At 65.7% G+C, this 23,958-nt stretch carries 22 protein-coding genes; 7 read left to right on the top strand and 15 right to left on the bottom strand.

Annotated elements, in window-relative coordinates; translation table 11 throughout:
• Positions 1 to 138: 138 nt before the first annotated feature.
• The 4 genes from gatA (at position 139) to AB4Y42_RS18860 (ending at position 4,944) form a co-directional block, all read left to right on the top strand.
• Positions 139 to 1,629 (top strand): Asp-tRNA(Asn)/Glu-tRNA(Gln) amidotransferase subunit GatA, encoded by a 1,491-nt coding sequence (gatA, locus tag AB4Y42_RS18875; RefSeq protein WP_368694998.1) that lies wholly within the window; start codon positions 139 to 141, stop codon positions 1,627 to 1,629.
• Between the two features lie 2 nt (positions 1,630 to 1,631).
• Positions 1,632 to 3,107, top strand: a complete 1,476-nt coding sequence (gene gatB, locus AB4Y42_RS18870; protein ID WP_368689448.1) for an Asp-tRNA(Asn)/Glu-tRNA(Gln) amidotransferase subunit GatB — start codon at positions 1,632 to 1,634, stop codon at positions 3,105 to 3,107.
• A gap of 134 nt (positions 3,108 to 3,241) precedes the next feature.
• Positions 3,242 to 4,078, top strand: a complete 837-nt coding sequence (locus tag AB4Y42_RS18865) for a PPK2 family polyphosphate kinase (protein ID WP_368694997.1) — start codon at positions 3,242 to 3,244, stop codon at positions 4,076 to 4,078.
• Positions 4,079 to 4,164: 86 nt separating this feature from the next.
• Complete coding sequence (locus AB4Y42_RS18860) at positions 4,165 to 4,944, top strand: exodeoxyribonuclease III (RefSeq protein ID WP_368694996.1); 780 nt, start codon at positions 4,165 to 4,167, stop codon at positions 4,942 to 4,944.
• 30 nt (positions 4,945 to 4,974) lie between these two features.
• On the opposite strand, the gene AB4Y42_RS18855 is transcribed toward AB4Y42_RS18860, so the two are convergent.
• From AB4Y42_RS18855 to argB, 8 genes are all read right to left on the bottom strand, one after another.
• Positions 4,975 to 6,090 (bottom strand): M48 family metallopeptidase, encoded by a 1,116-nt coding sequence (locus AB4Y42_RS18855; protein WP_368689445.1) that lies wholly within the window; start codon positions 6,088 to 6,090, stop codon positions 4,975 to 4,977.
• Positions 6,087 to 7,481, bottom strand: coding sequence for an AmpG family muropeptide MFS transporter (locus AB4Y42_RS18850; protein ID WP_368689444.1), 1,395 nt, complete (start codon positions 7,479 to 7,481; stop codon positions 6,087 to 6,089). The genes AB4Y42_RS18855 and AB4Y42_RS18850 overlap by 4 nt, the downstream gene beginning before the upstream one ends.
• A gap of 81 nt (positions 7,482 to 7,562) precedes the next feature.
• Positions 7,563 to 8,171: a methionine biosynthesis protein MetW gene (gene metW, locus AB4Y42_RS18845; protein WP_133188307.1), complete on the bottom strand. Its 609-nt coding sequence runs from the start codon at positions 8,169 to 8,171 to the stop codon at positions 7,563 to 7,565.
• Entirely contained in the window at positions 8,168 to 9,313 is a 1,146-nt protein-coding gene (locus AB4Y42_RS18840) for a homoserine O-acetyltransferase (RefSeq protein WP_368694995.1), read from the bottom strand. Before AB4Y42_RS18840 ends, metW begins: the two co-directional genes overlap by 4 nt.
• 313 nt (positions 9,314 to 9,626) lie before the next feature.
• Positions 9,627 to 10,217 carry an HdeD family acid-resistance protein gene (locus tag AB4Y42_RS18835; protein ID WP_368689442.1) on the bottom strand — a complete coding sequence of 197 codons (591 nt, stop codon included), beginning with the start codon at positions 10,215 to 10,217 and terminating at the stop codon, positions 9,627 to 9,629.
• Positions 10,218 to 10,275: 58 nt separating this feature from the next.
• Positions 10,276 to 10,962 (bottom strand): nucleoid occlusion factor SlmA, encoded by a 687-nt coding sequence (gene slmA, locus AB4Y42_RS18830; protein ID WP_368689441.1) that lies wholly within the window; start codon positions 10,960 to 10,962, stop codon positions 10,276 to 10,278.
• 45 nt (positions 10,963 to 11,007) lie between these two features.
• Positions 11,008 to 11,811 (bottom strand): pyrimidine 5'-nucleotidase, encoded by an 804-nt coding sequence (locus AB4Y42_RS18825; RefSeq protein WP_368694994.1) that lies wholly within the window; start codon positions 11,809 to 11,811, stop codon positions 11,008 to 11,010.
• A 52-nt stretch (positions 11,812 to 11,863) separates the two neighbouring features.
• A complete protein-coding gene (argB, locus tag AB4Y42_RS18820) occupies positions 11,864 to 12,763 on the bottom strand; it encodes an acetylglutamate kinase (RefSeq protein WP_368689439.1) in 900 nt (299 codons plus the stop codon).
• A 322-nt stretch (positions 12,764 to 13,085) separates the two neighbouring features.
• Between argB and AB4Y42_RS18815 the strand changes: the two genes are divergently transcribed.
• Positions 13,086 to 13,322, top strand: a complete 237-nt coding sequence (locus AB4Y42_RS18815) for a cysteine-rich CWC family protein (protein WP_368689438.1) — start codon at positions 13,086 to 13,088, stop codon at positions 13,320 to 13,322.
• Here the strand turns inward: AB4Y42_RS18815 and AB4Y42_RS18810 are convergent.
• Positions 13,312 to 14,985 (bottom strand): hypothetical protein, encoded by a 1,674-nt coding sequence (locus AB4Y42_RS18810; RefSeq protein ID WP_368694993.1) that lies wholly within the window; start codon positions 14,983 to 14,985, stop codon positions 13,312 to 13,314. The genes AB4Y42_RS18815 and AB4Y42_RS18810 overlap by 11 nt on opposite strands.
• A 117-nt stretch (positions 14,986 to 15,102) precedes the next feature.
• On the opposite strand from AB4Y42_RS18810, the gene AB4Y42_RS18805 reads away from it, so the two are divergent.
• Both AB4Y42_RS18805 and AB4Y42_RS18800 read left to right on the top strand, forming a co-directional pair.
• Complete coding sequence (locus tag AB4Y42_RS18805; RefSeq protein WP_368694992.1) at positions 15,103 to 16,536, top strand: ATP-binding protein; 1,434 nt, start codon at positions 15,103 to 15,105, stop codon at positions 16,534 to 16,536.
• A gap of 18 nt (positions 16,537 to 16,554) precedes the next feature.
• Positions 16,555 to 17,097 (top strand): response regulator transcription factor, encoded by a 543-nt coding sequence (locus AB4Y42_RS18800; protein ID WP_028203192.1) that lies wholly within the window; start codon positions 16,555 to 16,557, stop codon positions 17,095 to 17,097.
• 73 nt (positions 17,098 to 17,170) lie between these two features.
• Here AB4Y42_RS18800 and hslU read toward each other — a convergent pair whose 3' ends face one another.
• The 6 genes from hslU to xerC all read right to left on the bottom strand — a co-directional run bounded on the left by hslU (position 17,171) and on the right by xerC (position 23,942).
• On the bottom strand, positions 17,171 to 18,520 hold the full coding sequence (hslU, locus tag AB4Y42_RS18795; protein WP_368689435.1) for an ATP-dependent protease ATPase subunit HslU: 1,350 nt from the start codon (positions 18,518 to 18,520) through the stop codon (positions 17,171 to 17,173).
• A gap of 36 nt (positions 18,521 to 18,556) precedes the next feature.
• Positions 18,557 to 19,093, bottom strand: coding sequence for an ATP-dependent protease subunit HslV (gene hslV, locus AB4Y42_RS18790; protein WP_238465739.1), 537 nt, complete (start codon positions 19,091 to 19,093; stop codon positions 18,557 to 18,559).
• A 344-nt stretch (positions 19,094 to 19,437) separates the two neighbouring features.
• Positions 19,438 to 19,857 (bottom strand): RNA polymerase-binding protein DksA, encoded by a 420-nt coding sequence (gene dksA / locus AB4Y42_RS18785; RefSeq protein WP_322031516.1) that lies wholly within the window; start codon positions 19,855 to 19,857, stop codon positions 19,438 to 19,440.
• A gap of 596 nt (positions 19,858 to 20,453) precedes the next feature.
• Positions 20,454 to 21,539, bottom strand: coding sequence for a GTP-binding protein (locus tag AB4Y42_RS18780; protein WP_368689580.1), 1,086 nt, complete (start codon positions 21,537 to 21,539; stop codon positions 20,454 to 20,456).
• A 221-nt stretch (positions 21,540 to 21,760) separates the two neighbouring features.
• A complete protein-coding gene (locus tag AB4Y42_RS18775; protein WP_368689434.1) occupies positions 21,761 to 22,975 on the bottom strand; it encodes a class I SAM-dependent rRNA methyltransferase in 1,215 nt (404 codons plus the stop codon).
• 64 nt (positions 22,976 to 23,039) lie between these two features.
• Complete coding sequence (gene xerC, locus AB4Y42_RS18770) at positions 23,040 to 23,942, bottom strand: tyrosine recombinase XerC (protein WP_368695116.1); 903 nt, start codon at positions 23,940 to 23,942, stop codon at positions 23,040 to 23,042.
• Positions 23,943 to 23,958: the final 16 nt, after the last annotated feature.

Raw genomic sequence — 23,958 nt, 5'->3', positions numbered from 1 at the left:
GAAACGGCACGGACTCCCGAATTTTCCGGGGTTTTCCGGGTAGCGGCCTGAACGTTTGCCAACGTCAGTCGAGCCGCTCCCGGACGGCGCAACGATCGGATTTCGACCACGCCGTGACGTTCTTCCAGGAATCACGCAATGCATGACAAAAGCTTGACCGAACTGCGCGCCGCGCTGGCTGCGAAGGAGTGCTCCGCAGTCGAGCTGGCCCAGCACTTTCTGGGCCGGATCGAAGCGCATCAAGACCTGAACGCCTTCGTCGACGTCAATCCCGAATTGACGCTCGCCCAGGCGAAGGCCGCCGACGCGCTCCTGCACTCGGGCCACGCGGGCCCGCTCGCGGGCATTCCGCTCGCGCACAAGGACGTGTTCGTCACGCGCGGCTGGCGCTCGACCGCCGGCTCGAAGATGCTTGCAAACTATGTGAGCCCGTTCGACGCGACCGTGGTCGAGCGGCTCGAGCGCGCGGGCATGGTCTGCCTCGGCAAGACCAACATGGACGAATTCGCGATGGGCTCGTCCAACGAGAACTCGCATTTCGGCGCCGTGAAGAACCCGTGGGACACGAAGGCCGTGCCGGGCGGCTCGTCGGGCGGTTCCGCCGCGGCCGTCGCCGCACGCCTCGCGCCCGCCGCGACCGGCACCGACACCGGCGGCTCGATTCGCCAGCCGGCGTCGTTCACGGGCGTGACGGGCATCAAGCCCACCTACGGCCGCGTCTCGCGCTACGGCATGATCGCGTTCGCCTCGTCGCTCGACCAGGGCGGCCCGTTCGCGCACAGCGCCGGCGATTGCGGGCTGCTCCTGAACGCCATGGGCGGCTTCGACGAGCGCGACTCGACCAGCCTCACGCACGAGCACGAGGACTACACGCGCTTCATCGGCCAGACGTGGAGCCAGGACGCCGGCGCCGACAAGCCGCTCGCGGGTCTGCGCATCGGCCTGCCGAAGGAATACTTCGGCGCGGGCCTGGCCGACGACGTGCGCGCCGCCATCGACGCCGCGCTGAAGACGTACGAGTCGCTCGGCGCCACGCTAGTCGAAGTCACGCTGCCGAAGACCGAACTGTCGATTCCCGTGTACTACGTGATCGCCCCGGCGGAAGCCTCGTCGAACCTCTCGCGTTTCGACGGCGTACGCTTCGGCCACCGCGCGGCCGAATACCGCGATCTGCTCGACATGTACAAGAAGTCGCGCGCCGAGGGCTTCGGCCCCGAGGTGAAGCGCCGCATTCTGGTGGGCACCTACGTGCTTTCGCACGGCTACTACGACGCGTACTACCTGCAGGCGCAGAAGATCCGCCGCATCATTGCGCAGGATTTCCAGGAAGCGTTCAAGCAGTGCGACGTGATCATGGGGCCGGTCGCCCCGAGCGTGGCATGGGACCTCGGCGCCAAGGGCGACGATCCGCTGCAGATGTACCTCGCGGACATCTACACGCTCTCCACGAGCCTCGCGGGCCTGCCCGGCATGAGCGTGCCGTGCGGCTTCGGCGCGGGTGCGAACGCGCAGCGTCCCGTCGGTCTGCAGATCGTCGGCAACTATTTCAACGAGGCCCGCATGCTGCAGGTCGCCGACGCCTTCCAGCGCGCGACCGACTGGCATCGCACGGCGCCGGCAGGGGTGTGAACATGGCAACACAGTGGGAAGTCGTTATCGGTCTCGAGACGCACGCGCAATTGTCGACGGCGTCGAAGATCTTCTCGGGCGCATCGACGCAGTTCGGCGCCGCGCCCAACTCGCAGGCCTGCCCCGTCGATCTCGCGCTGCCGGGCGTGCTGCCGGTAATGAACCGCGGCGCCGTGGAGCGCGCGATCCAGTTCGGCCTCGCAATCAACGCGACGATTGCGCCGCGCAGCATTTTCGCGCGCAAGAACTACTTCTATCCGGACCTGCCGAAGGGCTATCAGATCAGCCAGTACGAGATTCCGGTCGTGCAGGGCGGCCAGATCACCATTCAGGTCCCGGCTAATGAAAAGGCTGGCAAGGAAGCCTACGAGAAGACTGTCAATCTCACGCGCGCGCACCTCGAAGAAGACGCGGGCAAGTCGCTGCACGAAGACTTCGCGGGCATGACGGGCATCGACCTGAACCGCGCCGGCACGCCGCTGCTCGAAATCGTCACGGAACCCGAAATGCGCAGCGCCGCCGAAGCGGTTGCGTACGCGAAGTCGCTGCACACGCTCGTCGTGTGGCTCGGCATTTGCGACGGCAACATGCAGGAAGGCTCGTTCCGCTGCGACGCGAACGTCTCCGTGCGTCCGGTCGGCCAGAAGGAATTCGGCACGCGCGCCGAGATCAAGAACCTGAACTCTTTCCGCTTCCTCGAAGAGGCGATCCAGTACGAAGTGCGCCGCCAGATCGAGCTGATCGAAGACGGCGGCACGGTGGTGCAGGAAACGCGCCTCTACGACCCGGACAAGCGCGAGACGCGTTCGATGCGCAGCAAGGAAGACGCGCACGATTACCGCTATTTCCCCGACCCCGACCTCATGCCGCTCGTGATCGATGCCGCGTGGGTCGAGCGCGTGAAGGGCGAGCTGCCCGAGCTGCCCGCGACGATGCAAACGCGCTTTGTCGAGCAGTACGGCGTGACGCCGTATGACGCGAACGTGCTCACTTCGAGCAAGGCGATGGCGGCTTACTTCGAAGCGGTGGTGGCCAAGGCGGGCGCGGCGCAGGCCAAGGCCGCGGCCAACTGGCTGATGGGCGAAGTCTCGTCGCAGCTCAACCGCGAAGGCCTCGACATTGCCGACTCGCCGGTCTCGGCCGCGCAGTTCGCGGTGCTGCTCGCGCGCATCGCCGACGGCACGATCTCGAACAAGATCGCCAAGGAAGTGTTCCAGGCGATGTGGGACGAGAAGGCCACGGACGTCGACGCAGCCGACCGCATCATCGAAGCGAAGGGCCTCAAGCAGATCTCGGACACCGGCGCGCTCGAAGCGATCATCGACGAGGTGCTCGCCGCGAACCAGAAGTCGGTGGAAGAATTCCGCGCCGGCAAGGAAAAGGCGTTCAACGCGCTGATCGGCCAGGCCATGAAGGCGACGAAGGGCAAGGCGAACCCGCAGCAGGTCAACGAGCTGCTGAAGAAGAAGCTGGGCTGAGTTTGACTTGAGCCGGCCTGATTCGGGCATGCTTGCGAGGCGGCGTCGTGCGTAGCAGTGCGGCGCCGCCTTGCCGCTTCAGGCGGGCAACGGCGCTGGCGCCGTCAAATTCACGAGAGAGAGGAGAACAACGCATGTCCCATATCCCGAGTCTCGACGATTACCGCGTGCCGTACTTCAGCGACAAGAGGGCGGGGACGTTCTCGCTCAACGCGCTCGACCCCGCCGTGAAACCGTTCTCGACCGGCAGCAAGGACGCCGACCGCGACCGGCTCGCCGAGATCGGCAACCAGCTCGACGTGTTGCAGGAGCGTCTGCATTCGCAGCGCCATCAGCGCGTGCTGCTCGTGTTGCAGGGCATGGACACGAGCGGCAAGGACGGCACGATCCGCGGCGTGTTTCACGAGGTCGATCCGCTCGGCCTGCGCATCGTGCCGTTTCGCGCGCCGACGCCCATCGAGGCCGCGCGCGACTTTCTCTGGCGCGTGCACCTGCAGGTGCCCGCGGCGGGTGAGCTGGCGATATTCAACCGCAGTCACTACGAAGACGTGCTCGTGCCGCGCGTAATCGGCCAGATCGACCCGGCCGAGTGCGAGCGCCGCTACCGGCAGATCCGCCATTTCGAGGCGCTGCTCGCCGAGAGCGGCACGTCGATCATCAAGTGCATGCTGCACATCTCGAAGGACGAGCAGCGCAGCCGCATCCAGGCGCGCATCGACGACCCCACCAAGCACTGGAAATTCGACGTATCCGATCTCGAAGCGCGCAAGCATTGGGACGCCTATCAGGCCGCGTACCACGAGGCGCTCGCGGCCACCTCCACTGAATACGCGCCGTGGTACGTAATTCCCGCGAACTCGAAGTCGCACCGCAACCTCATGGTGGCCGAACTGCTGCTGCGCCTGATGGAAAGTCTGAAGCTCGAATTTCCGCCGGCCAAGGCCGAACTCAAGGGTCTCAAGATCGACTGAGACCGACCGTATTCCCTCGCGCGGCGCGGCGCAGTTCCGGTTCGGCGCGCCGTGCGAGGCAACGCACAATCAAGAGGAAAGAAGACATGTTGCGTGTGATCACCGCGAATCTGAACGGCATCCGCTCGGCGGCGAAGAAGGGCTTTTTCGAATGGTTCGGCGAACAGAAGGCCGATGTGCTCTGCGTGCAGGAAATCAAGTGCTCGCAGGACGACATGACGCCTGAATTCCTCGCCCCGCACGACTTCACGGGCTACTTCCAGCATGCGGTCAAGAAGGGCTATAGCGGCGCGGGCGTCTATTCGCGCCACGAGCCCGACGACGTCATCATCGGCTTTGGCAGCGAGGAGTTCGACCCGGAAGGGCGCTATGTGGAAACGCGCTTCGGCAAGCTCTCGGTGATCTCCGTGTACGTGCCTTCGGGCTCGAGCGGCGACGAGCGTCAGGCCGCGAAGTACCGCTTCATGGACGCATTCATGCCGCATCTCGCGGAACTCAAGCGTGAGCGCGAAGTGATCCTGTGCGGCGACGTGAACATCGTCCACAAGGAAATCGACATCAAGAACTGGAAGGGCAACCAGAAGAACTCCGGCTGCCTGCCCGAAGAGCGCGCATGGCTCACGAGCCTGTTCGACGACGTGGGCTACGTGGACGTGTTCCGCACGCTCGACGCGCGCCCCGAGCAATACACGTGGTGGAGCAATCGCGGCCAGGCGTATGCGAAGAACGTGGGGTGGCGTATCGACTATCAGATCGCGACGCCCGGCATTGCGCACAAGGCGAAGAAGACGTCGATCTTCAAGGACATCAAGTTCAGCGACCACGCGCCGCTGACCATCGACTACGACTACATGGTCAAGAGCTGACGCTCACACCGGCGCGCTGTGAAACCGCTTTCAGGGCGCCGACACCACCTTGCGCTTTTGCACGGCCGGGATGCCCTCGTAGTCGGGCAACTCGGCGAGCGGCTTGCCGATCGCCTTGGCGTAGAGCGGCATCATGTCGGCGAGGCGCTTGGCGATATCGGCACGCCGCGCCGGCGTGTACGGATGCACGTAGATGAAGCCCTGATCGCGGTCGGCGCGCGTCGCCACCGCGAGCTTGTCCCACAGCGTGAGCGCCGCGCGCGGATCGAAGCCCGCGCGCGAGGCGATATCGCTGCCGATCACGTCGGCTTCGGTTTCGTCGGCGCGGCCGTAGTGCATTTCCACGAGCTGCGAGCCGATACCGAGCGGAAACACGCCGAGGTCCGCGAGCCCGAAGAGCTGCGGCACGGAGCCCGATTCGATCTGCGCGGCCTGTTGTTCGCCCAGGCGCTCGCGCACGTGCTCGCGCACCGCATGCGCGATCTCGTGGCCGAGCAGCATGCCGAACTCGTTGTCGTTGAGCTTCACGCGATCGAGCAGGCCGCCATACACGACGATCTTGCCGCCCGGCAGCGCGTACATGCGGATGTCGTTCGAGCGGATCACCGCCACTTCCCACTTCCAGTTCTTGACGCGATCGCTCCACTTCAGCGAGTAAGGCGCGAGCCGGTCGACGAAAGCCCGCACGCGCTGCACGTGCGGATCGCTTTCGGCATAGAGGCGGTTCGAATGGGCCGCGCCGCGCACGATCTCGTTGAACTCTGCCGTGGCCTGCGCTTCGAGCATCGGCGAGGGAATCAGGTTGCGGTACACGGCGGCGTTGCCGAAGCGCACCACACGGCCCGTGTTCGGTGCGCCGGGGGCGACGCTGCCCGGCGCGACGCTTGCGTTCGCGCTGTTCGCCGCGCCGTTCGTCGGGTTCGTTGCGGCATTGCCTGCACTCGCGGCGCTGCCTGCTGGCGGCGTGGCAGGGTTGGCCGGCACGCTCGCCGGGGCGCTCGTGGCGGCCGGGTTTTCGGCACCCCAGGCATTCCATGCGCAAAGACCCGGCAAGACGGCGGCGAGCGCCAGCACGAGCGCGCGAGCGCGCTCGCCGCTGCACAGCGGCGCACGCGGGCTTTGCGCGACGGTCTCATGCGTGCTCACGACCGGACTCTCCACGGGGCAATACGAATGAGCAGGAGCATACCCGGTACCGCGAGCACCGTGCAGACGATGAAATAGTCGAACCAGCCGATCTTCGCGACCACGTAGCCGCTCGCGGCGGAGGCCAGCGTGCGCGGCACGGAGGCGAGGCTCGTGAAGAGTGCGAACTGCGTGGCGGTGTAACGCGGATCGGTCGTGCTTGCAATATAGGCAGTGAACGCGGCGAGCGTGAGTCCCGTTGCGAAGGTCTCGAAGCCGTACACGAGCGCGAGCGCAACGGCGCGCGGGTCGAGCGTGAACTGTACGGTGGCGCCGAAGAGACCCGCGGCCCACGCAACCGCATGGCTCACGGCGAGCACGGCATCGTAGATGGCGGCGAGCGAGGGCGATCCAGCGCCGAGCTGCGCGAGCCACGCGAAACCCAGAGTAGAAATCATTTGCAGGAAGCCGAAGATCCACAGCCCGCGCCCAATGCCGATCTTCACGAGCGCCACGCCGCCGATGATGCCGCCCGCGAGACTTGCGCCGAACGCCGTCATCTTGGCGATCACGCCGATCTCGGTGCGCGAATAGCCGATGTCGAGGAAGAACGATGTGGACAGGGTGGTCGCCATCGTGTCGCCGAGTTTGTAGAGAAAGATGAAGGCGAGCACAAACAGTGCCGCGGCGAGACCGTCGCGGCGCACGAATTCGGCGAACGGCTGCACGATCGCTTCGCGCAGGTTCCTGGGCGGCGCGCCGTGCACTTCGGGCTCTTTCACGACGAGCGTCATGATCATGCCTGGAATCATGAACGCCGCCGTCACGACGAATACGGTGCTCCACGGCAGATGATCGGAGAGGATCAGCGCGAGCGAGCCCGGCACGAGCGCCGCGATCTTGTAGGCGTTCACGTGCACGGCGTTGCCGAGGCCCTGCTGCGTATCGGTGAGCAGTTCGCGCCGGTAGGCGTCGATGGAGATGTCCTGGCTCGCGCCGAAGAACGCCACCAGCGCGGTGAGCGCGGCCACAGTCCAGATCGAATCTTTCGGCGAAACGTAGCCGAGCGTGCCGATGGCGAGCGCCACGAGAATCTGCGTGACGAGCATCCAGCCGCGCCGCCGCCCCGGGCGCCAGCCGGGCAGGCGCGGCACGTAGCGGTCCATGAGCGGCGCCCAGACGAACTTCCAGGTGTAGGGGAACTGGATCAGCGCGAAGAGGCCGATCTCCTTGAGATTGACGCCCTCTGAGCGCAGCCACGCCTGCACCAGATAGACGAGCGTGAAGAGCGGCAGCCCGGAGGTAAAGCCGAGGAACACGCAGATCAGCATGTGCGTATTCAGATACGCACGCCAGCCGGGGTGGGATTCGTGAGCGGTAAGAGCGGGTGCCTCGTGGGGCGGATTCTGCATGTCGTCGTTAGCGGCGGCGGTGTTGGGTGCGGTTCCAGGTGAACCGGTCGGGCAGAAAAACACGCGACGCCGCGCACGGCGTCATTTTTTTCTCACGCGATAGACCGCAAGACTACCACGCCAGTTCACACCCCAACGAACGGTCTGACCCCCATGGAGCACGGCGCGGTCGAGAATCTCGACGCCCACCTCGGGCGCGAGCGCCTCGAAGTCCTTCACCGTGAGAACACGTACGTTCGGCGTGTTATGCCACTGGTAGGGCAGCGACTTCGAAACCGGCATGCGGCCGCGCAGCACCGAAAGCCGGTGCGGCCAGTAGCCGAAGTTCGGGAACGAGACGATGCACTCCTTGCCCACGCGCGCCGTCTCGCGCAGGATGGCGGCCGTCTGGTGAATGGTCTGCAGCGTTTGCGAGAGGATCGCAAAGTCGAAGCTCGCGTCCTCGAACAGGCGCAGGCCGTCTTCCAGATTCTGCTGGATCACGTTGATGCCGTTCTTCACCGAAGCGAGCACGCCCGCGTCGTTGATCTCGATGCCGTAGCCCGTGCACTCCAGCTCCTCGGTGAGCAGCGAGAGCAGCGAGCCGTCGCCGCAGCCGAGGTCGAGCACCTTCGCGCGCGGTTCGATCCAGCGCGCGATGGTGCGAAAGTCGGGACGGGCGGAAAGACTGTCGAAAGCGCTCTGGTTCATGCGCCCACCTCAGCAGCAATACGTTCGTAGTAAGCGCGCACCACATTGTGATAGCGCGCGTCGTCGAGCAGGAAGGCGTCGTGGCCGTGCGGCGCGTCGATTTCCGCGTAGGTCACCTGGCGCTTGTGATCGAGCAGCGCCTTCACGAGTTCGCGCGAGCGCGCCGGCGCGAAACGCCAGTCGGTCGCGAAGCTCGCCACGAGGTATTTCGCCTTCGTGTGCGCGAGTGCGCGCGTGAGGTCGCCGTCATACGCCTTGGCGGGGTCGAAGTAATCGAGCGCGCGTGTGATCAGCAGGTAGGTGTTGGCGTCGAAGTAGTCGGCGAACTTGTCGCCCTGATAGCGCAGGTACGACTCCACTTCGAATTCCACCTCGAAGTTGAAGTTGTAGGCGTTTTCGGCGCCTTCCGCACGGCGCAGCGCCCGGCCGAATTTCTCGGCCATGTCGTCGTCGGACAGATAGGTAATGTGGCCGATCATGCGCGCGACACGCAGGCCGCGGCGCGGCTTCACGTTGTGGGCGTAGTAGTCTCCGCCATGGAAGTCGGGGTCCGAGAGGATGGCCGAGCGCGCGACTTCGTTGAACGCGATGTTCTGCGCCGAGAGCTTGGGCGTGGAGGCGACCACGATGCAGTGGCCGAGGCGATCCGGATAGCGCAGGCTCCATGCAAGCGCCTGCATGCCGCCAAGGCTGCCGCCCATCACCGCGGCGAACTTCTCGATGCCGAAGCGATCGGCCACGCGCGCCTGGGCGTCCACCCAGTCCTCGACGGTCACGACCGGAAACTTCGCGCCATAGGGCTGGCCGGTGGCCGGGTCGATGCTCATCGGGCCGGTCGAGCCGAAGCACGAGCCGAGATTGTTCACGCCGATCACGAAGAAGCGGTTGGTGTCGAGCGGCTTGCCCGGGCCGACCATGTTGTCCCACCAGCCCACATTTTTGGGGTCGTCCTCGTAGACGCCCGCCACGTGGTGCGACGCGTTGAGCGCGTGACAGACGAGCACCGCGTTGCTGCGCGCGGCGTTGAGCGTGCCGTAGGTTTCGACCACGAGGTCGTACCCGGCCAGCGCCGTGCCGTTCTGCAATTGCAGAGGCTCGTCGAAATGCAGTGTTTGAGGAGCGACGATGCCGATCGATTCCATTCGTTCCGCCTTGGTTTTTCGGGCGGCTAAACGGTGTCGGCGGGCGCGGAGTGCGAAAGGGTTGGCGCAGCTGACGACCTCTTTAGCCGCATTTATATCGAACTCCCGGGCCCTGGCCTTGAGAGTTCACGCGCCCGCAATCGAGTCAGCAAATCGGCGCGTGGGTATTGCAAAAGGAACGCAGAGTATATCGGAAAAAGTGTAAAGCGACGCGCCGCACGGGAAAGGCGAGCCGGGGCGGCGCGATGCCGCCCCGGCGCTTTTGCACCGTCCCTTCACGTGCCCGCGCACCGCGCGAGGCCGCGAAGCCTTATCACTTCACGGGCGCAGAAGGATGCGCGTTGCGCCAGCGCCGCAGTTGCAAGGCCGCGATGATCATCAGGAGGCCGTAGAGGACCGCATAGGCGGCGATCACCCAGATCAGCGAGAGCGCGCCAGCGCCTGGGAACATCGCGAAGAAAAAGCCTACCGTGGCCGAGAGCAGCCCCGAAATCCCGACCGCCCACGGATGCGCGATGGCGTGCCGGTACTGGATTGCATAGACGATCTCGAAGATGCCCGTGAAGAACGCCCACACGCCAATGATCATCACGAGGACGATGGCGGTCTCGCCGGGCCAGAAGAACGCCACGAGGCCGGCGATCACGCCGATCAGACCGATGATGATGTAGGTCCAGCGCCGCGTGCCGCCGCCGCGCGCGCCGTAGATGAGCGCGAACGCGCCGTCGACGAGGGCGTAGGCGCCCCAGACGATGGCGAGCGTGAGCACGGTGAGCCCGGGCAGCGAGAAGGCAAGCACGCCGAAGACGATCGCGGCGATGCCTCGCGCGATGAGCCAGCCCCAATGGGCGGAGAGGCCCGTCAGGATGGGCGGCAGGCCGAGCGGAGGAACGGGACGGTTCATGTGACGGTTCTCCTTGTAGCGACGCGAGCAGCCGCCACGGAAAGACGCCCCGCGGCCGCTATTGAAGAATGATGCGGATCTGCTCGTCGGCGTGCTCGCTCGGTGAGCGAGTGAAACCGCTTTGCGCATAGCGATGCCAGCAACCGATCACATAGCGCACGACCAGATTCGCCCGGACCGTTGGATCGTATCCCTTGGCGGCCGGCTTCGCGTTGACATGGTCAGACCCCGAAACTGCCCTGCGCTCGGCCTCCTGCGCGAGGTCGACGCGCAGGCACTGGCGCAGCGACGCCTCGACGCGATCGAGCATCTGGTTCACGCGCTCGGCGAGGCGTTCGTGCTCGCCCACAAGGGCTTCGCAGGTCAGGACGCGGGTCATGCCGGCGTTGCGTGTGGAAAAGTTCACGAGCATCAGGGCGATCGCGCGCGCCTGCAGAACGCCGCTCGGCTCTTTTTCGACGATCTGGTTGATGAGCCCGAAAAGCGTCTGCTCGATGAAATCGATCAGGCCCTCGTACATCTGGGCCTTGCTCGCGAAATGGCGGTACAGCGCGGCCTCGGAAACCCCCAGGCGCGCGGCCAATGCCGCGGTGGTGATTTTCTCGCCGCGCGGCGCCTCGAGCATGGTGGCGAGCGTCTGGAGAATGTGGATACGGCGTTCGCCCGGTTTCGGGCGGGGGGCGCGGCGGGCCGCGCCCGGCGATTCTGCTGCTTCGACTGCTTCACGCGTTTCTGTCGGCTGCATGGATATCGTCCCTGGCGTTGGCCTCTGGGTTGGCGCTCCCCCGTTTTACTTCGAGCGTCCCGACTGCAGGCCTGGTTTCAGGGATTTTAGCGAACGAATGCGACGATCGACATAGTGCGGCCTGCCGGTACCCGGCAAGTGCGGGGGCAAATGCCCGGTGATCCAGACGGTGCGGATGCCGAGGCGCCGGTAGCGCTTGAGATGGCTGCGTGTGTCTTCGATCAGGATCGCATTGGCGAGCGCCACGCCCGCCCGGCGCAGCGTGCCGCGCAGCATCGCGCAGTCGGGCTTGGCGCGCCAGTGGCTGCGCGAGCGCATGCCTTCGATGGCGATCACACGTTCGAACAGCCGCTCGATGCCGAGCGCCGCGAGCACCGCGTGCGCGTAGTCCTCGGGGCCGTTGGTGAGCACGATCTTGCGCCCGGGCAGCGCGGCGAGCGTGCGGGCGAGGCCGCGCTCGGCGTGCAGCATGCCGTGCAGGTCGTCGAAGGTGTGCACGACCTTGAGGAAGTCGTGCGGGTCGATCGGATGATGGCGCGTGAGGCCGAGCAGCGTCGCGCCGTAGCGGCGCGTGTAGCTCGTGCGCAGGTGATTGGCTTCGTCGCGGCTCACGCCGAGCGCGTCGACGATGTACTGCGTCATGCCGGCGTTGATGGCCGGGAAGATTGCGCGCGACGCATTGTGCAGCGTGTTGTCGAGATCGAATAGCCAGACGGGGGCGCCGTAGCTCGGGCCGCGCGAGGTGGGGGCGCCGTAGCCCGGGCCGCGCGAGGTGGGGGCGCCCGCTGTACGGGCGACGCGGCGCGGCCGGCGCCGGGCACGCCTGGCATGAAGGCTGGAGTCGGTCATCGCGGACGTGAGACGCGGCGGCGGCACCGCGCCGCCGCCGGGAGCAAGGAGCTTAGTGCGAGCGGATCATCGTGCCGAACGGCTGTTCGGTCAGGATTTCCAGCAGCACGGAGTGCTCGATGCGGCCGTCGATGATGTGCACCGAGCGCACGCCGCTCTTGGCCGCGTCGAGCGCCGACGAGATCTTCGGCAGCATGCCGCCCGAGATCGTGCCGTCTTCGAAGAGCGCGTCGATTTCGCGCGCCGAGAGGTCGGTGAGCAGATTGCCTGCCTTGTCCATCACGCCCGGGATGTTCGTCATCATCACGAGCTTTTCGGCGTTGAGCACCACGGCGAGCTTGCCCGCCACGAGGTCGGCGTTGATGTTGTACGAGAGGCCGTCTTCGCCGAAGCCGATCGGCGAGATCACTGGAATGAACGCGTCGTCCTGGAGCGCCTTCACGACCGCAGGGTTGATCGCCTCGACTTCGCCCACCTGGCCGATGTCGACGTACTGACCGGGGTTGTCGCGGTCCGGCATCATCAGCTTGCGCGCGTGGATCAGGCCGCCGTCCTTGCCGGTCAGGCCGACCGCGTGGCCGCCGAAGTGGTTGATGAGCGTGACGATGTCCTGCTGCACTTCGCCGCCGAGCACCCACTCGACGACTTCCATGGTTTCTTCGTCGGTCACGCGCATGCCCTGGATGAACGTGCCTTGCTTGCCGATCTTCTTGAGCGCCGTGTCGATCTGCGGGCCGCCGCCGTGCACGATGACCGGATTGATGCCCACGAGCTTGAGCAGGATGACGTCGCGCGCGAAGCCCTGCTTGAGCCGCTCTTCGGTCATGGCGTTGCCGCCGTACTTGATGACGACGGTCTTGCCGTGATACTGGCGAATGTAAGGCAGCGCTTCGGCCAGAATTTCGGCTTTCAGGGTGGGGGCGATCTGCGAAAGGTCGATGGGCTCGGACATGGCGGCGGAGACTTGGACGAAAAACAGACGAAACTCGCGGACGAAAATCCGCGGACGAAGAACGCGGCCGCAAAACGGTCGAAACAGGCCGGATTGTACAGGACTGGCGCGGTGCAGCAGGGAAAACGGCGGGGAAAACGACGCGCATCGGGCGCTTCGCGAGGCACATGCGCAACACGGGCGCGAGCGTATCGGCGGCGCCGCAAAACGGGGCGAAATCGGCAGGGAAAGGCGGGCGTGACAAGCGAGGCGCAGGACCCGCGCGCGGGCTGTGGCATCATCTTTCTGTCGCCAACCCATGGCTTCGAGAGGAGTGCGCGCCATGACCGCCTCCGCCGTGCCCGCCACCGGCATGAAAAGCGCCCGCTGCCCGCGCTGCGGCAACAGCTTCGATTGCGGCAGGAACACCGAACCCTTCGATTGCTGGTGCAAGTCGCTGCCCGCCTTGCCCGCGAGCGAGCTGGACCCGCGCGGACGCTGCCTCTGCCCCGAATGCCTCGCGGCGGCGGCGGCGCCGGCAGCGGGCGCCGCGCCGAAGGGCAGAAGCGTTATGCCATGAATGGCGCGCCGAGTTGCGCGTTGCGTTGCGCGCCGTGCGCGAGCGCCGCGAGATCGGCGCTCACCTCGTCGAGCACGGGCTCCCACTGTCTGAACGCCTTCTGACGGTACAGCCGGGTATTCGGATACCACGGACTGTCGCGCCGATCCAGCAGCCAGACCCAATGCGGATTCACGTCCAGCAGCACCCAGACGCGCTTGCCGAGCGCGCCCGCAAGGTGTGCGCTCGACGTGCACACTGAAATCACCAGGTCGAGCGCGTCGACGAACGCGGCGGTGTCGTCGAAGGTCTTCCACTGGGCGCTGAAGTCGGTCACCTCGAAGCCCGCTGCGCGCGCCGCGGCGATGTCCTGCTGTGCGCCGGGCTGCAGCGAATAGAACGCCACGCCCTCGATGCCGCCGAAATGCCGGGCATACCGTTCGAGCCCGACGCGACGAAACGGATTGCGTTTGTGCGTGAGGCTGCCCGTCCACGCGAGCCCAACCTTCAGGCGCGGTTCGCCCGCAAGGCATTCGCGCCAGCGCGCCGCCGCCTCGGGATCGGCCTTGAGATAACCGGTGGGGCCCGGGATCGTCGCTTCCTCGGTGCCGAAGATGAGCGGCAGGCTCAACAGCGAGACTTCGCAATCGTAGGGCGGCAGGTTTTCGACGGGGCCGCCCGCGCAGTACAGATCGCAATGGTGGCCGAGGCTTCGTGCGAGCAGCGCGCCCATCTGCGGAAACGAATTCCAGACGAGCCGGCCGCCTTCGCGATGCACGCGTTCGGCGAGCAGGGGCACGTAGCGGCAGAATTGCAGCAGGTCGCCCATGCCCTGTTCGCCCCATACCAGCAAGGTGCGGCCCGCGAGCGGCTCGCCTCGCCACTCGGGCTTCGGGAACAGCGGGCGGCCCATGGCCAGCTCACTCGACCCCTGCCAGCGCATCTCGTGGCCGGGCCAGCCCTCGGCATAGTTGCCGCGCAGAAGCTGGGTCATCGACAGGTTCGAGCGTAGCGATGCGTCGTTCGGCGCATACTGGCAGCCGGCGCGTGCGGCGCGTTCGACCTCGTCCCACTGCTGCGCTTCCTTGCAGGCCATCGCATGGTTGTTCAGGGCGAGCGGGCTTTGCGGTGCGAGTTCGAGCGCGCGGCGACTGGCGTGGAGTGGACGCGCCGCGTCGGTATCGGTTGGGAACACGCGCGCCAGGTTGATCCAGGCGTTGACGTTGGCGGGCTCTTCGGCGACCGTTTCTTCGAGCAGCGACAGAATCTCGCGGTCTCCAAAATTGATCTGCATCAAAGCTGTTGCAAGATTGTTGCGCAGATTTGGAAACGTACGCGCGATTCCCAGCGCGTGGCGGTAAGGTTCTACCGCTTCGGCATGACGGTTTGCAAACTGCAGTGCGAGGCCCGCTGCGAACCACGCGGCGGCCCGCTCCGGAGCGAGCCGGGCGATCGCGGCGCTCAGGCGTACGGCTTCTTGCGCGAGGGCGCTGTCCTGTGCGCGAGCGGCGATGCGCATGAGCGCGTCGTCGTCGAGGCCGCTCAGCGCTGCGCGCGTGGCGGCCAGCAATTCGTGTGCGGACGCATCGGTCGCCTTGCCGGTTCCACTGGCCGCCGCAGCGTCGATGAAATCGATAAAGAGATTGCGCACGGTGTGGAGTACGTCAGGGGGCGAGGCTTGCATTGTTCCGTCTGGCTTGTCAGAAAGCGCCGAAGCAAAAGTGGTCGGCGGATGACATAGATTGAAGCAAACCCTTTCAAGATGATGAATCAGATAAGTCTTAACCGGTAAACTGACAGCATGCATCGCATAACCGTCAGTGCTCGCGTCAATCTCAGCCATCTGTTCTGGCTGCGCAGTCTCGCCATCATCGGCCAGCTCTGTACGATCGCGTTCGTGCAACTCTTCATCGGCGTGCAGTTGCCGCTGCCCGCCATGCTGTTCGTGATCGCCATGGAAGTGGCGTTCAACGGCGTGACCTGGCTGCGCGTCACGCAGGATCGTCCCGAATCGAATCTCGAACTGTTCGGCCAGCTCTGGGTCGATCTCGGCGCGCTTTCCGCGCTGCTCTTTCTTTCCGGCGGCACGACCAATCCGTTCGTCTCGCTCTACCTGCCGTCGCTCGCCATCGCGGCCGCCGTGCTGCCGTGGTATCTCACTGCCTGGCTCGCGGCCTTTGCGGTGGCCTGCTACGTGCTGCTCGGCTTCGACAACGTGCCGCTCAATCTCGACAATCCCGCCAACCTGTTCGACTACTATCGCGCGGGCATGTGGGTGAACTTCATGGTGAGCGTGTGCCTGATCGTGTGGTTCGTCGCGCGTATGTCGCGCGCGCTGCGCCAGCGCGACACCGCGCTCGGCGACGCGCAGCAGCGCCTGCTGCGCGACGAGCGTGCCGTGGCGCTGGGCGTGCAGGCCGCCACCGTGGCGCACGAGATCGGCACGCCGCTCTCGACCATCGCCATGCTCACCGAGGAACTGCGCGACGTCGCGCGCACGGACAAGGGCCTCGAACCGTATGCCGCCGACCTCGAACTGCTCGACAAGCAGATCTCGCTTTGCACCTCGGCGCTCGCACGGCTGAGGAGCCGCGCATCGTCCACCGGCGCGCGCCAGCTCGTGAGCGAATGGCTCGGGCCGTTCGTCGAGCAATGGCGCCTGCGTCATCCGCACGTGAAGTTCGAACTCCTCGACAATGGACCGGGCGACTTCGCCCTCGACGACACCGTCGCCGTTGGCCAGATCCTCACCATCCTGCTCGACAACGCCGCGCGCGCCAGCCGCGATTTCGTGACGCTGCGCGCCTATGCGGCCGCGCGAGCCGGCTACGTCGATTTCGAAGTTTGCGATGCGGGGCCCGGCATTCCGTCGTCGCTGCGCGCCTCGCTGGGCGCCGCGCCCGTGGACAGCACCCAGGGCGGCCACGGCGTCGGGCTGTATCTGGCGTTTTCGTCGGCGGCGCGGCTTGGCGGCTCGATCGAGCTCAACGACGTCACGCCGCCCGGCAGCGCGTCGGGCGAGGTAAGCGGTGCGGATGACGAGACGTCGGCCGGCGCCGTAACGGGCAGCGGCATGCGCACGCGCCGTCCGCGCGGCACCCGTGCGGTGCTGCGCTTGCCGGCGAAGCCGGTCAAGGCGGGTCAGGCGAACTCCGCGGCGGCGCGCGAGGGCGCCGCGCCCGCGGGTTCGGAGATTGGATCAGGCGAGGGGCCGACCCGGCCCGACGCCGCGTAACAACACGGAGAATTAGGCATGAGCGATATGAGTTTTCTGGTCATCGACGACGACGAAGTGTTCTCCGACATCCTCACGCGCGGCCTCACGCGGCGCGGCTTCGAGGTGAAGCAGGCACACAATGCGGAAGAGGCGATTCGCTTCGCCAACCAGCAGAAGTTCTCGCAGATCACCGTGGACCTGCATCTCGGCAACGACTCAGGCCTGTCGCTCATCGCGCCGCTGCGCGAACTGCAGCCGGACGCACGCATGCTCGTGCTCACGGGCTACGCGAGCATCGCCACGGCGGTGCAGGCCGTCAAGGACGGTGCGGACAACTATCTGGCCAAGCCCGCCAACGTCGAGATGATTCTCTCGGCACTCCAAAGCGATGCGAGCGCCATGCAGGCCGAAGAGGCCATCGAGCACCCGGCGCCGCTCTCGGTCGCGCGCCTCGAATGGGAGCACATCCAGCGCGTGCTGGCCGAGCACAACGGCAACATCTCGGCCACGGCGCGCGCGCTCAACATGCACCGGCGCACGCTGCAGCGCAAGCTCGCGAAGCGCCCGGTGCGCCAGTAAGCACGGCTGCCCAAGGCGCGGCAAAAGAAAAGGGACCCCGCGGGGTCCCTTTTTCATGCGCCATGCGTAACGTTTAGAGCACGTAACGCGACAGGTCTTCGTCCTGCGCCACTTCGCCGAGTGCATTGTCGACATAGGCGGCGTCGATGATCACGCTCTTGCCCGCGTGATTGCCGGCCGCGAACGAGACATCTTCCAGCAGCTTTTCGATCACCGTGTAAAGACGGCGCGCGCCGATGTTCTCGGTCTTCTCGTTCACCGAGAAGGCGATTTCCGCGAGGCGGCGAATGCCGTCTTCGGCGAAATCGAGCTGCACGTCTTCGGTTGCGAGCAGGGCCTGATACTGCTTCACGAGGCTCGCGTCGGTCGCGACCAGAATCGCTTCGAAGTCCTTCACGGAGAGCGAGTCGAGTTCCACGCGAATCGGGAAACGGCCCTGCAGTTCGGGAATCAGATCGCTCGGCTTCGAGAGATGGAACGCGCCGCTCGCGATGAACAGGATGTGATCGGTCTTCACCATCCCGTATTTCGTGTTGATGGTCGTGCCTTCCACGAGCGGCAGGAGATCGCGCTGCACGCCCTGACGCGAAACTTCGCCGCCGCTGCCTTCGTTGTTGCGCGAGGCGATCTTGTCGATTTCGTCGAGGAACACGATGCCGTTCTGCTCGACGTTCTGCACGGCCTTTTGCTTGACCTCTTCGTCGTTGAGCATCTTGCCGGCTTCCTCGTCGGTCAGCAGCTTGAGCGCTTCCTTGACCTTCACCTTGCGGCGGGTTTTCTTGCCGCCGCCGAGATTGGCGAACATCGAGCGGATCTGCTCGGTCATGTCTTCCATGCCCGGGGGGCCCATGATGTCCATGCCCACTTGCGGCTGCTCGACGTCCAGCTCGATTTCCTTGTCGTCGAGCTGGCCTTCACGCAGGCGCTTGCGGAAGGTCTGGCGCGTGGTGTTGTCGCCGCTTTCGGCGTGGCTCGCCGCATCGGACGAACCGAAGCCTACCGGGCGCGCCGTCGGCAGCAGGATGTCGAGGATGCGGTCTTCGGCCTGATCCGTGGCCTTGCTGCGCACCTTGCGCATTTCCGTTTCGCGCGTCTGCTTCACCGAGATTTCGATCAGGTCGCGCACGATGCTGTCCACGTCGCGGCCCACGTAGCCCACTTCGGTGAACTTGGTCGCTTCGATCTTGATGAACGGCGCATCCGCGAGCTTCGCGAGACGCCGCGCGATTTCGGTCTTGCCGACGCCCGTCGGCCCGATCATGAGGATGTTCTTCGGCGTGATTTCCTGGCGCAGCGGGTCGGCGACCTGCTGGCGGCGCCAGCGGTTGCGCAGCGCGACGGCCACGGCCTTCTTCGCGTTCGCCTGGCCGATGATGTGCTTGTCGAGTTCCGAGACGATCTCGGCGGGGGTCATGGTGCTCATCCTGATTCCTTCTCGTCGGTACGGTCGGTTGGCGAGTTATTCGATGGTTTCGATCACGCGGTTGTGATTCGTGTAGATACACATATCGCCCGCGATCTCGAGCGATTTTTCGACGATCTCGCGCGGCGAGAGTTCGGTGTTCTCCACGAGCGCGCGGGCCGCGGCCTGCGCATACGCGCCGCCCGAACCGATCGCGCAGATGCCTTCCTCGGGGTCGAGCACGTCGCCGTTGCCGGTGATCACGAGCGTGGTGGTCGCGTCGGCGGCGATCAGCATGGCTTCGAGGCGGCGCAGCATGCGGTCGGTGCGCCAGTCCTTGGCGAGTTCGACGGCGGCGCGCGTGAGGTTGCCCTGATGCTTTTCGAGCTTGGCTTCGAAGCGGTCGAGCAGCGAGAACGCGTCGGCGGTGCCGCCGGCGAAGCCGACCATGACCTTGCCGCCGTAAATGCGCCGGACCTTCTTCGCGCCACCCTTCATGACGATGTTGCCGAGGGTGACCTGGCCGTCGCCGCCGAGCGCGACCTTGTCGCCGCGCCGCACGGATACGATCGTCGTGCCGTGAAATTGCTCCATGTGCGTTCCTTTTTACCGTTGATGCCGGGTTGGATGCGAAGGTGGTGTGCCTGCCGCTTTCGGGTGGGCGCCGCGGTACCCGCGCGCCGTGCACGCTGCGGGCGCCGCCGCCCTGAATCCGGGTGCGTCGCACGCGCTTCTCGCGCGCCGCGAGCGCATATCAGTTGCAGTTTAGGGCGGCGATGGGCATATCAAGGGCCGCGGGCGCAGAAAACGGCACGGCGGCGCGATCGCCGGTGTGGAACGGCGCGCGCAAAAGAAAAAAGCGCACGGGGCTCCGTGCGCTTCGACAGGGAAGGCAAGTCGCTAGCCGCGCAAGCAGGGCTTCGCGGCCAGAAAAAAGCTCAATCGCCGAACAGCTTCTGGCGCAGTTCGCGGCGCTCTTGCGCTTCGAGCGAGAGCGTGGCGGTCGGACGCGCGAGCAGACGCGGGATGCCGATCGGCTCGCCCGTTTCTTCGCACCAGCCGTAGTCGCCGGAATCGATGCGCGCGAGCGATTGCTGCACCTTCTTGAGCAGCTTGCGTTCGCGGTCGCGCGTACGCAGCTCGAGCGCATGCTCTTCTTCGATCGTCGCGCGGTCGGCCGGATCGGGAACGATCACGGTTTCGCGCAGATTCTCAGTGGTCTGGCCCGCATTGCGGAGGATTTCCGCCTGCAGCTGTTCGAGCCGGTTCTTGAAGAAGGCGAGCTGATCCTCGTTCATGTAATCCTTGTCGCCCATCTTCAGGATTTCGGCTTCGGTCAAGAGTCGTTTCGTCGTCATCTGGCTTGCTTCTTCAATGAGTGAGGCAAAACTGGCACATCTTGCCTGCACTTTTGTGTTGCCCGCAGTGGCCGCGGTGGCCGTTACCAACCTTTACCACTTTGCCAGGCGCAGTTACCGCGCCGTTATATGCGCGCTGGCGGGCACGGACGATGAACTGTCGTGACGCCCGAAGCGCCGCTGCGGGGCCGAACTCCTCTGGAAACCGGTCATCAGATGCTCCTGAGGCATATATCGTACCGACTGCGCGCTGCGACGCGATGCGCTGCCGGCGGGGTGTCCCTCGGCTGAATTCCGGGGCACCTCTCTTCCAGTGGGGCCGTATTGTAACCGAACCGCAAACTCGCGCCGCAAGCGGGAAATCCCTGCTGTGACCCGCCGGTCGCCAGGCCGTTTGCGAACCGGTCGATATCCAGAAAATATAACGCGCCAATCGTGAAAAAGCGATGGTCGGGTACGTTATTTGACGCACAGAACCAGAAGGAATTCTTTGCGCCGGCCGCAAACTTGGCTCGGCTCTCGCGTCGCAGTGCACAAACTCCAGACGAAAACGCCCGGCAGCGGGCCGGGCGTATCGGGAAAAGCGGGGAAGCCGGTCAGGCGAGGCAGGCGTCGAGCCCGTCGGTGATGAGGTCCTGCGGCAGCTCGATGCCGATGAACACCATCTTGCTGCCCTTCTTCTCGATCGGCAGCCACTTGGCGGCCAGGTCGCTGCCCATCATCTGGTGCACGCCCTGGAACACCACCTTGCGGTCCACGCCCTTCATGTAGAGCACGCCCTTGTAGCGCAACAGGCGCTCCCCGTAGATCTGCAGGATGCCGCCGAGGAAGTCTTCGAGGCGGTTCGGATCGAACGGACGGTCGCTGCGGTAGACGAACGACTTGATCTTGTCGTCGTGGTGCGCGTGATGGTGGTGGCCGTGATCGTGGCCTTCGTGGCTGCACTGGCCGTGATCGTGGTCGCAATCGGCGTGGTCATGATCATGCGCGTGGTCATGGTCATGATCGTGATGCGCATGAGCGTGATCGTCTTCGGCGAGGAAGTCGGGGTCGATTTCGAGCTTGGCGTTCAGGTTGAAGCCGCGCAGGTCGAACACTTCCTTGATGTCGGCCTCGCCGAAATTGACCTGGCGGATCTGCGCCTTCGGGTTCATGTGCAGCACGCGATGGCGCAGGTCGGCGAGTTCATTCTCGTCGACGAGGTCGGCCTTCGTGATGAAGAGGCGGTCGGCGAAACCGACCTGGCGCTGCACCACTTCGTGCTCGTCGAGCTGATGGTTGCCGTGCTTGGCGTCCACGAGCGTGATGATCGCGTCGAGCAGGAATTCGTCGGCGATCTCGTTATCCATGAAGAAGGTCTGCGCGACCGGGCCCGGATTGGCGAGGCCGGTGGTTTCGATCACCACGCGGTCGAAGTCCAGCTTGCCGTCGCGCTTTTGCTGCGCGAGGTCGCCGAGCACGCGCGCGAGGTCGCCGCGAATCGTGCAGCAGATGCAGCCGTTGCTCATCTGGATGATCTGCTCGGTGCTGTCCTGCACGAGGATTTCGTTGTCGATGTTCTCTTCGCCGAACTCGTTCTCGATCACGGCGATCTTCATGCCGTGCTTCTCGTTCAGGATGCGCTTGAGCAGCGTGGTTTTGCCGCTGCCGAGAAAGCCGGTCAGGATGGTGACGGGAATCATGCTGGTTGCCATGCTGTCTGCCTGGTAGGTGTTCGAGGGGTACGTTCAGGCGCGCCGCTTCGTGCTGTCGCTGCCTTCGAGTGTTACAACATAACTTCCTATTGAAACATATCTGCGCCGCGCCCGCATGCGGCGGCCGGGCGCGAGGCCCAATCGGGGCGCGAACAGGCGGCCCGAAAGGCGTTCCGGCGCGTCGCCGAAAAACCTCAAGTAAGGCCGCCTCAGGCGATTTGCAACAGCAGGCCCTTCAGATATTCGCCTTCCGGGAACGCCGTGAGCAGCGGGTGATCCACACCCGCGCCAAGGCGCTTGAGGATGCGCGCGTCCACCTTTGCGTCGGCGGCGGCGCCGGCCACGATCTTCTGGAACAGCGCCGAATCGATCGCACCCGAGCACGAGTACGTGAACAGCAGACCGCCCGGACGCAGCAGCTTGAAACCCGTGAGATTGATGTCCTTGTAGGCGCGCGCGGCGCGGTCCACGTGCTCGCGCGAGGCTGCGAACTTGGGCGGATCGAGCACCACGAGGTCGAAGCGCTCGCCATCGTCGTAGAGGCGGCGCAGCGTCTTGAAGGCGTCGGCATCGAGCCAGGCGGCGAGCGCGGCGTCGAAGCCGTTCGCCTCGACGTTCTTCTGCGCCGTGGCGAGCGCTTCGCCCGAGGAATCGATCGACACCACGCGTTTCGCACCGCCCTTCATGGCCGCGAGCGAGAAGCCGCCGGTGTAGCAGAAGCAGTTGAGCACCTCGCGCTCGCGCGCGTAGGTCTGCACGAGCGCGCGGTTGTCGCGCTGATCCACGTAGAAGCCGGTCTTGTGGCCGTTGCGCACGTCGACGTGATAGCGCACGCCGTTCTCGCTCGTGATGATCGTGGCGGGCGGTTCGTCGCCGGCGAGCAGGCCGGTGATCTGTTCGAGCCCTTCCTTTTCGCGGATCGACACGTCCGAGCGCTCGTACACGTTCGGGCAGCCCGTCGCCGAGGTGAGCGCGGCGACGATCGCCTCCTTCCACGCCTCGACGCCCGCTGCCATGAACTGGCAGACCAGCTGGCCGCGGCCGCTTTGCGCAACATCACCGCCGTCTTCGATGTAGTAGTCGACGATCAGGCCGGGCAGGCCGTCGGCCTCGCCGAAGATCAGGCGCACCGCGCCCGTGCCGCTCACCATCGCGCGGCGGTCCGCCACGGCGCGCTGCACGCGCCGCTTGAAGAACGCGTGGTCGATCGGCTCGTTTTCGTCGAAGCTCCACACGCGCGCGCGGATCTGCGAATGCGGGCTGTAGGCGGCGCGCCCGAGAAAGCGGCCGTCGGCCGCGCGCACGATGACGGTCGCGCCTGGCGCGGGCTTGCCTTCCACGTGGTCGATCGCGTTTGCGTAGACCCACGGATGGCGGCGCAGCAGGGATTTTTCTTTGGACGGCTTGAGGGTGACGATATTCATGATGGCTTCGATGCTGGGGTAACGGCACTGCTATCGCGCAGCGTTGCGCGAGCGCCGTAGCGTATCAATCGCGCTTCTTGGCGCGCGGATGCGCGGTGTCGTAGACCTTCGCGAGATGCTGAAAGTCGAGCGACGTATAGACCTGGGTGGCCGAGATGCTCGCGTGGCCGAGCAGTTCCTGCACGGCGCGCAGGTCGCCGCTCGACTGCAGCAGATGCGTGGCGAACGAGTGCCGCAGCACGTGCGGGTGCACGTTCGCGGGAATGCCCGCCGCGATGGCGGCGCGCTTCACGCGCTCGCGCACCACGCCGGGCGCCATGCGGTTGCCGCGCACGGAGAGAAAGAGCGGGGCGTCGTCGTGCTTTACGAAGGCGCTGCGGGCGGCCAGCCAGGCGTCGAGCGCGTCGAGCGCCTTGCGCCCGACCGGCACCATGCGGTGACGATTGCCCTTGCCCAGCACCTCGACTTCGGCGGCGTCGCGCTTGAGCCAGCCCGCCGATTCGTAGCCGTCGCGCTTCACGTAACGCACGTCGAGGCCCACGAGTTCGGCGAGGCGCAGCCCGGACGAGTAGAACAGCTCGAGCATCGCGCGGTCGCGCAGCGCCTCGGGGCCGCCTTCTTCCGTGCCGGCGACGGCCGGCGCTTCCATGAGATGCGCGGCGTCGTCGACGGAAAGCGCCTTCGGCAGCGTTTTGGCGCGCTTGGGCGCACGCACGGCGGCCACGGGATTCGCGTCCATCTCGATGCGCCCCGCGAGCCAGCGATAGAAGGCGCGCCAGGCCGAGAGCCGGTGCGCGATCGAGCGCGCCGAGAGGCCGCCCGCATGCGCGCGCGCCACCGCGCCGCGCACTTGCGCGGCGGTAACCGCTTCGAGCGGCTTGCCGTTGGCGAGCTTCTTCAGCTCGTCGAGTTCATGCGTGTAGCCGCGCAGCGTGTGCTCCGAGAGCCGCCGCTCGTGTTCGAGCATCGCGAGATAGTCGGCG

It is taken from the genome of Paraburkholderia sp. EG286B, from assembly GCF_040965655.1.
Taxonomy (GTDB): Bacteria; Pseudomonadota; Gammaproteobacteria; order Burkholderiales; family Burkholderiaceae; genus Paraburkholderia.
This window is presented reverse-complemented; position numbering and strand designations above follow the sequence as displayed.

What these genes read in the sequence shown, in the direction of transcription:
- gatA (WP_368694998.1), top strand. Translation starts at nt 139, where the DNA reads ATGCATGACAAAAGCTTGACCGAACTGCGCGCCGCGCTGGCTGCGAAG.
- AB4Y42_RS18810 (WP_368694993.1), bottom strand. Translation starts at nt 14,985, where the DNA reads ATGCAAGCCTCGCCCCCTGACGTACTCCACACCGTGCGCAATCTCTTT.
- AB4Y42_RS18800 (WP_028203192.1), top strand. Translation starts at nt 16,555, where the DNA reads ATGAGCGATATGAGTTTTCTGGTCATCGACGACGACGAAGTGTTCTCC.
- xerC (WP_368695116.1), bottom strand. Translation starts at nt 23,942, where the DNA reads ATGCTCGAACACGAGCGGCGGCTCTCGGAGCACACGCTGCGCGGCTAC.
- AB4Y42_RS18775 (WP_368689434.1), bottom strand. Translation starts at nt 22,975, where the DNA reads ATGAATATCGTCACCCTCAAGCCGTCCAAAGAAAAATCCCTGCTGCGC.
- slmA (WP_368689441.1), bottom strand. Translation starts at nt 10,962, where the DNA reads ATGCAGCCGACAGAAACGCGTGAAGCAGTCGAAGCAGCAGAATCGCCG.
- AB4Y42_RS18825 (WP_368694994.1), bottom strand. Translation starts at nt 11,811, where the DNA reads ATGACCGACTCCAGCCTTCATGCCAGGCGTGCCCGGCGCCGGCCGCGC.
- AB4Y42_RS18840 (WP_368694995.1), bottom strand. Translation starts at nt 9,313, where the DNA reads ATGGAATCGATCGGCATCGTCGCTCCTCAAACACTGCATTTCGACGAG.
- AB4Y42_RS18865 (WP_368694997.1), top strand. Translation starts at nt 3,242, where the DNA reads ATGTCCCATATCCCGAGTCTCGACGATTACCGCGTGCCGTACTTCAGC.
- AB4Y42_RS18835 (WP_368689442.1), bottom strand. Translation starts at nt 10,217, where the DNA reads ATGAACCGTCCCGTTCCTCCGCTCGGCCTGCCGCCCATCCTGACGGGC.
- metW (WP_133188307.1), bottom strand. Translation starts at nt 8,171, where the DNA reads ATGAACCAGAGCGCTTTCGACAGTCTTTCCGCCCGTCCCGACTTTCGC.
- argB (WP_368689439.1), bottom strand. Translation starts at nt 12,763, where the DNA reads ATGTCCGAGCCCATCGACCTTTCGCAGATCGCCCCCACCCTGAAAGCC.
- AB4Y42_RS18780 (WP_368689580.1), bottom strand. Translation starts at nt 21,539, where the DNA reads ATGATTCCCGTCACCATCCTGACCGGCTTTCTCGGCAGCGGCAAAACC.
- hslU (WP_368689435.1), bottom strand. Translation starts at nt 18,520, where the DNA reads ATGAGCACCATGACCCCCGCCGAGATCGTCTCGGAACTCGACAAGCAC.
- dksA (WP_322031516.1), bottom strand. Translation starts at nt 19,857, where the DNA reads ATGACGACGAAACGACTCTTGACCGAAGCCGAAATCCTGAAGATGGGC.
- AB4Y42_RS18805 (WP_368694992.1), top strand. Translation starts at nt 15,103, where the DNA reads ATGCATCGCATAACCGTCAGTGCTCGCGTCAATCTCAGCCATCTGTTC.
- AB4Y42_RS18815 (WP_368689438.1), top strand. Translation starts at nt 13,086, where the DNA reads ATGACCGCCTCCGCCGTGCCCGCCACCGGCATGAAAAGCGCCCGCTGC.
- AB4Y42_RS18850 (WP_368689444.1), bottom strand. Translation starts at nt 7,481, where the DNA reads ATGCAGAATCCGCCCCACGAGGCACCCGCTCTTACCGCTCACGAATCC.
- hslV (WP_238465739.1), bottom strand. Translation starts at nt 19,093, where the DNA reads ATGGAGCAATTTCACGGCACGACGATCGTATCCGTGCGGCGCGGCGAC.
- AB4Y42_RS18860 (WP_368694996.1), top strand. Translation starts at nt 4,165, where the DNA reads ATGTTGCGTGTGATCACCGCGAATCTGAACGGCATCCGCTCGGCGGCG.
- gatB (WP_368689448.1), top strand. Translation starts at nt 1,632, where the DNA reads ATGGCAACACAGTGGGAAGTCGTTATCGGTCTCGAGACGCACGCGCAA.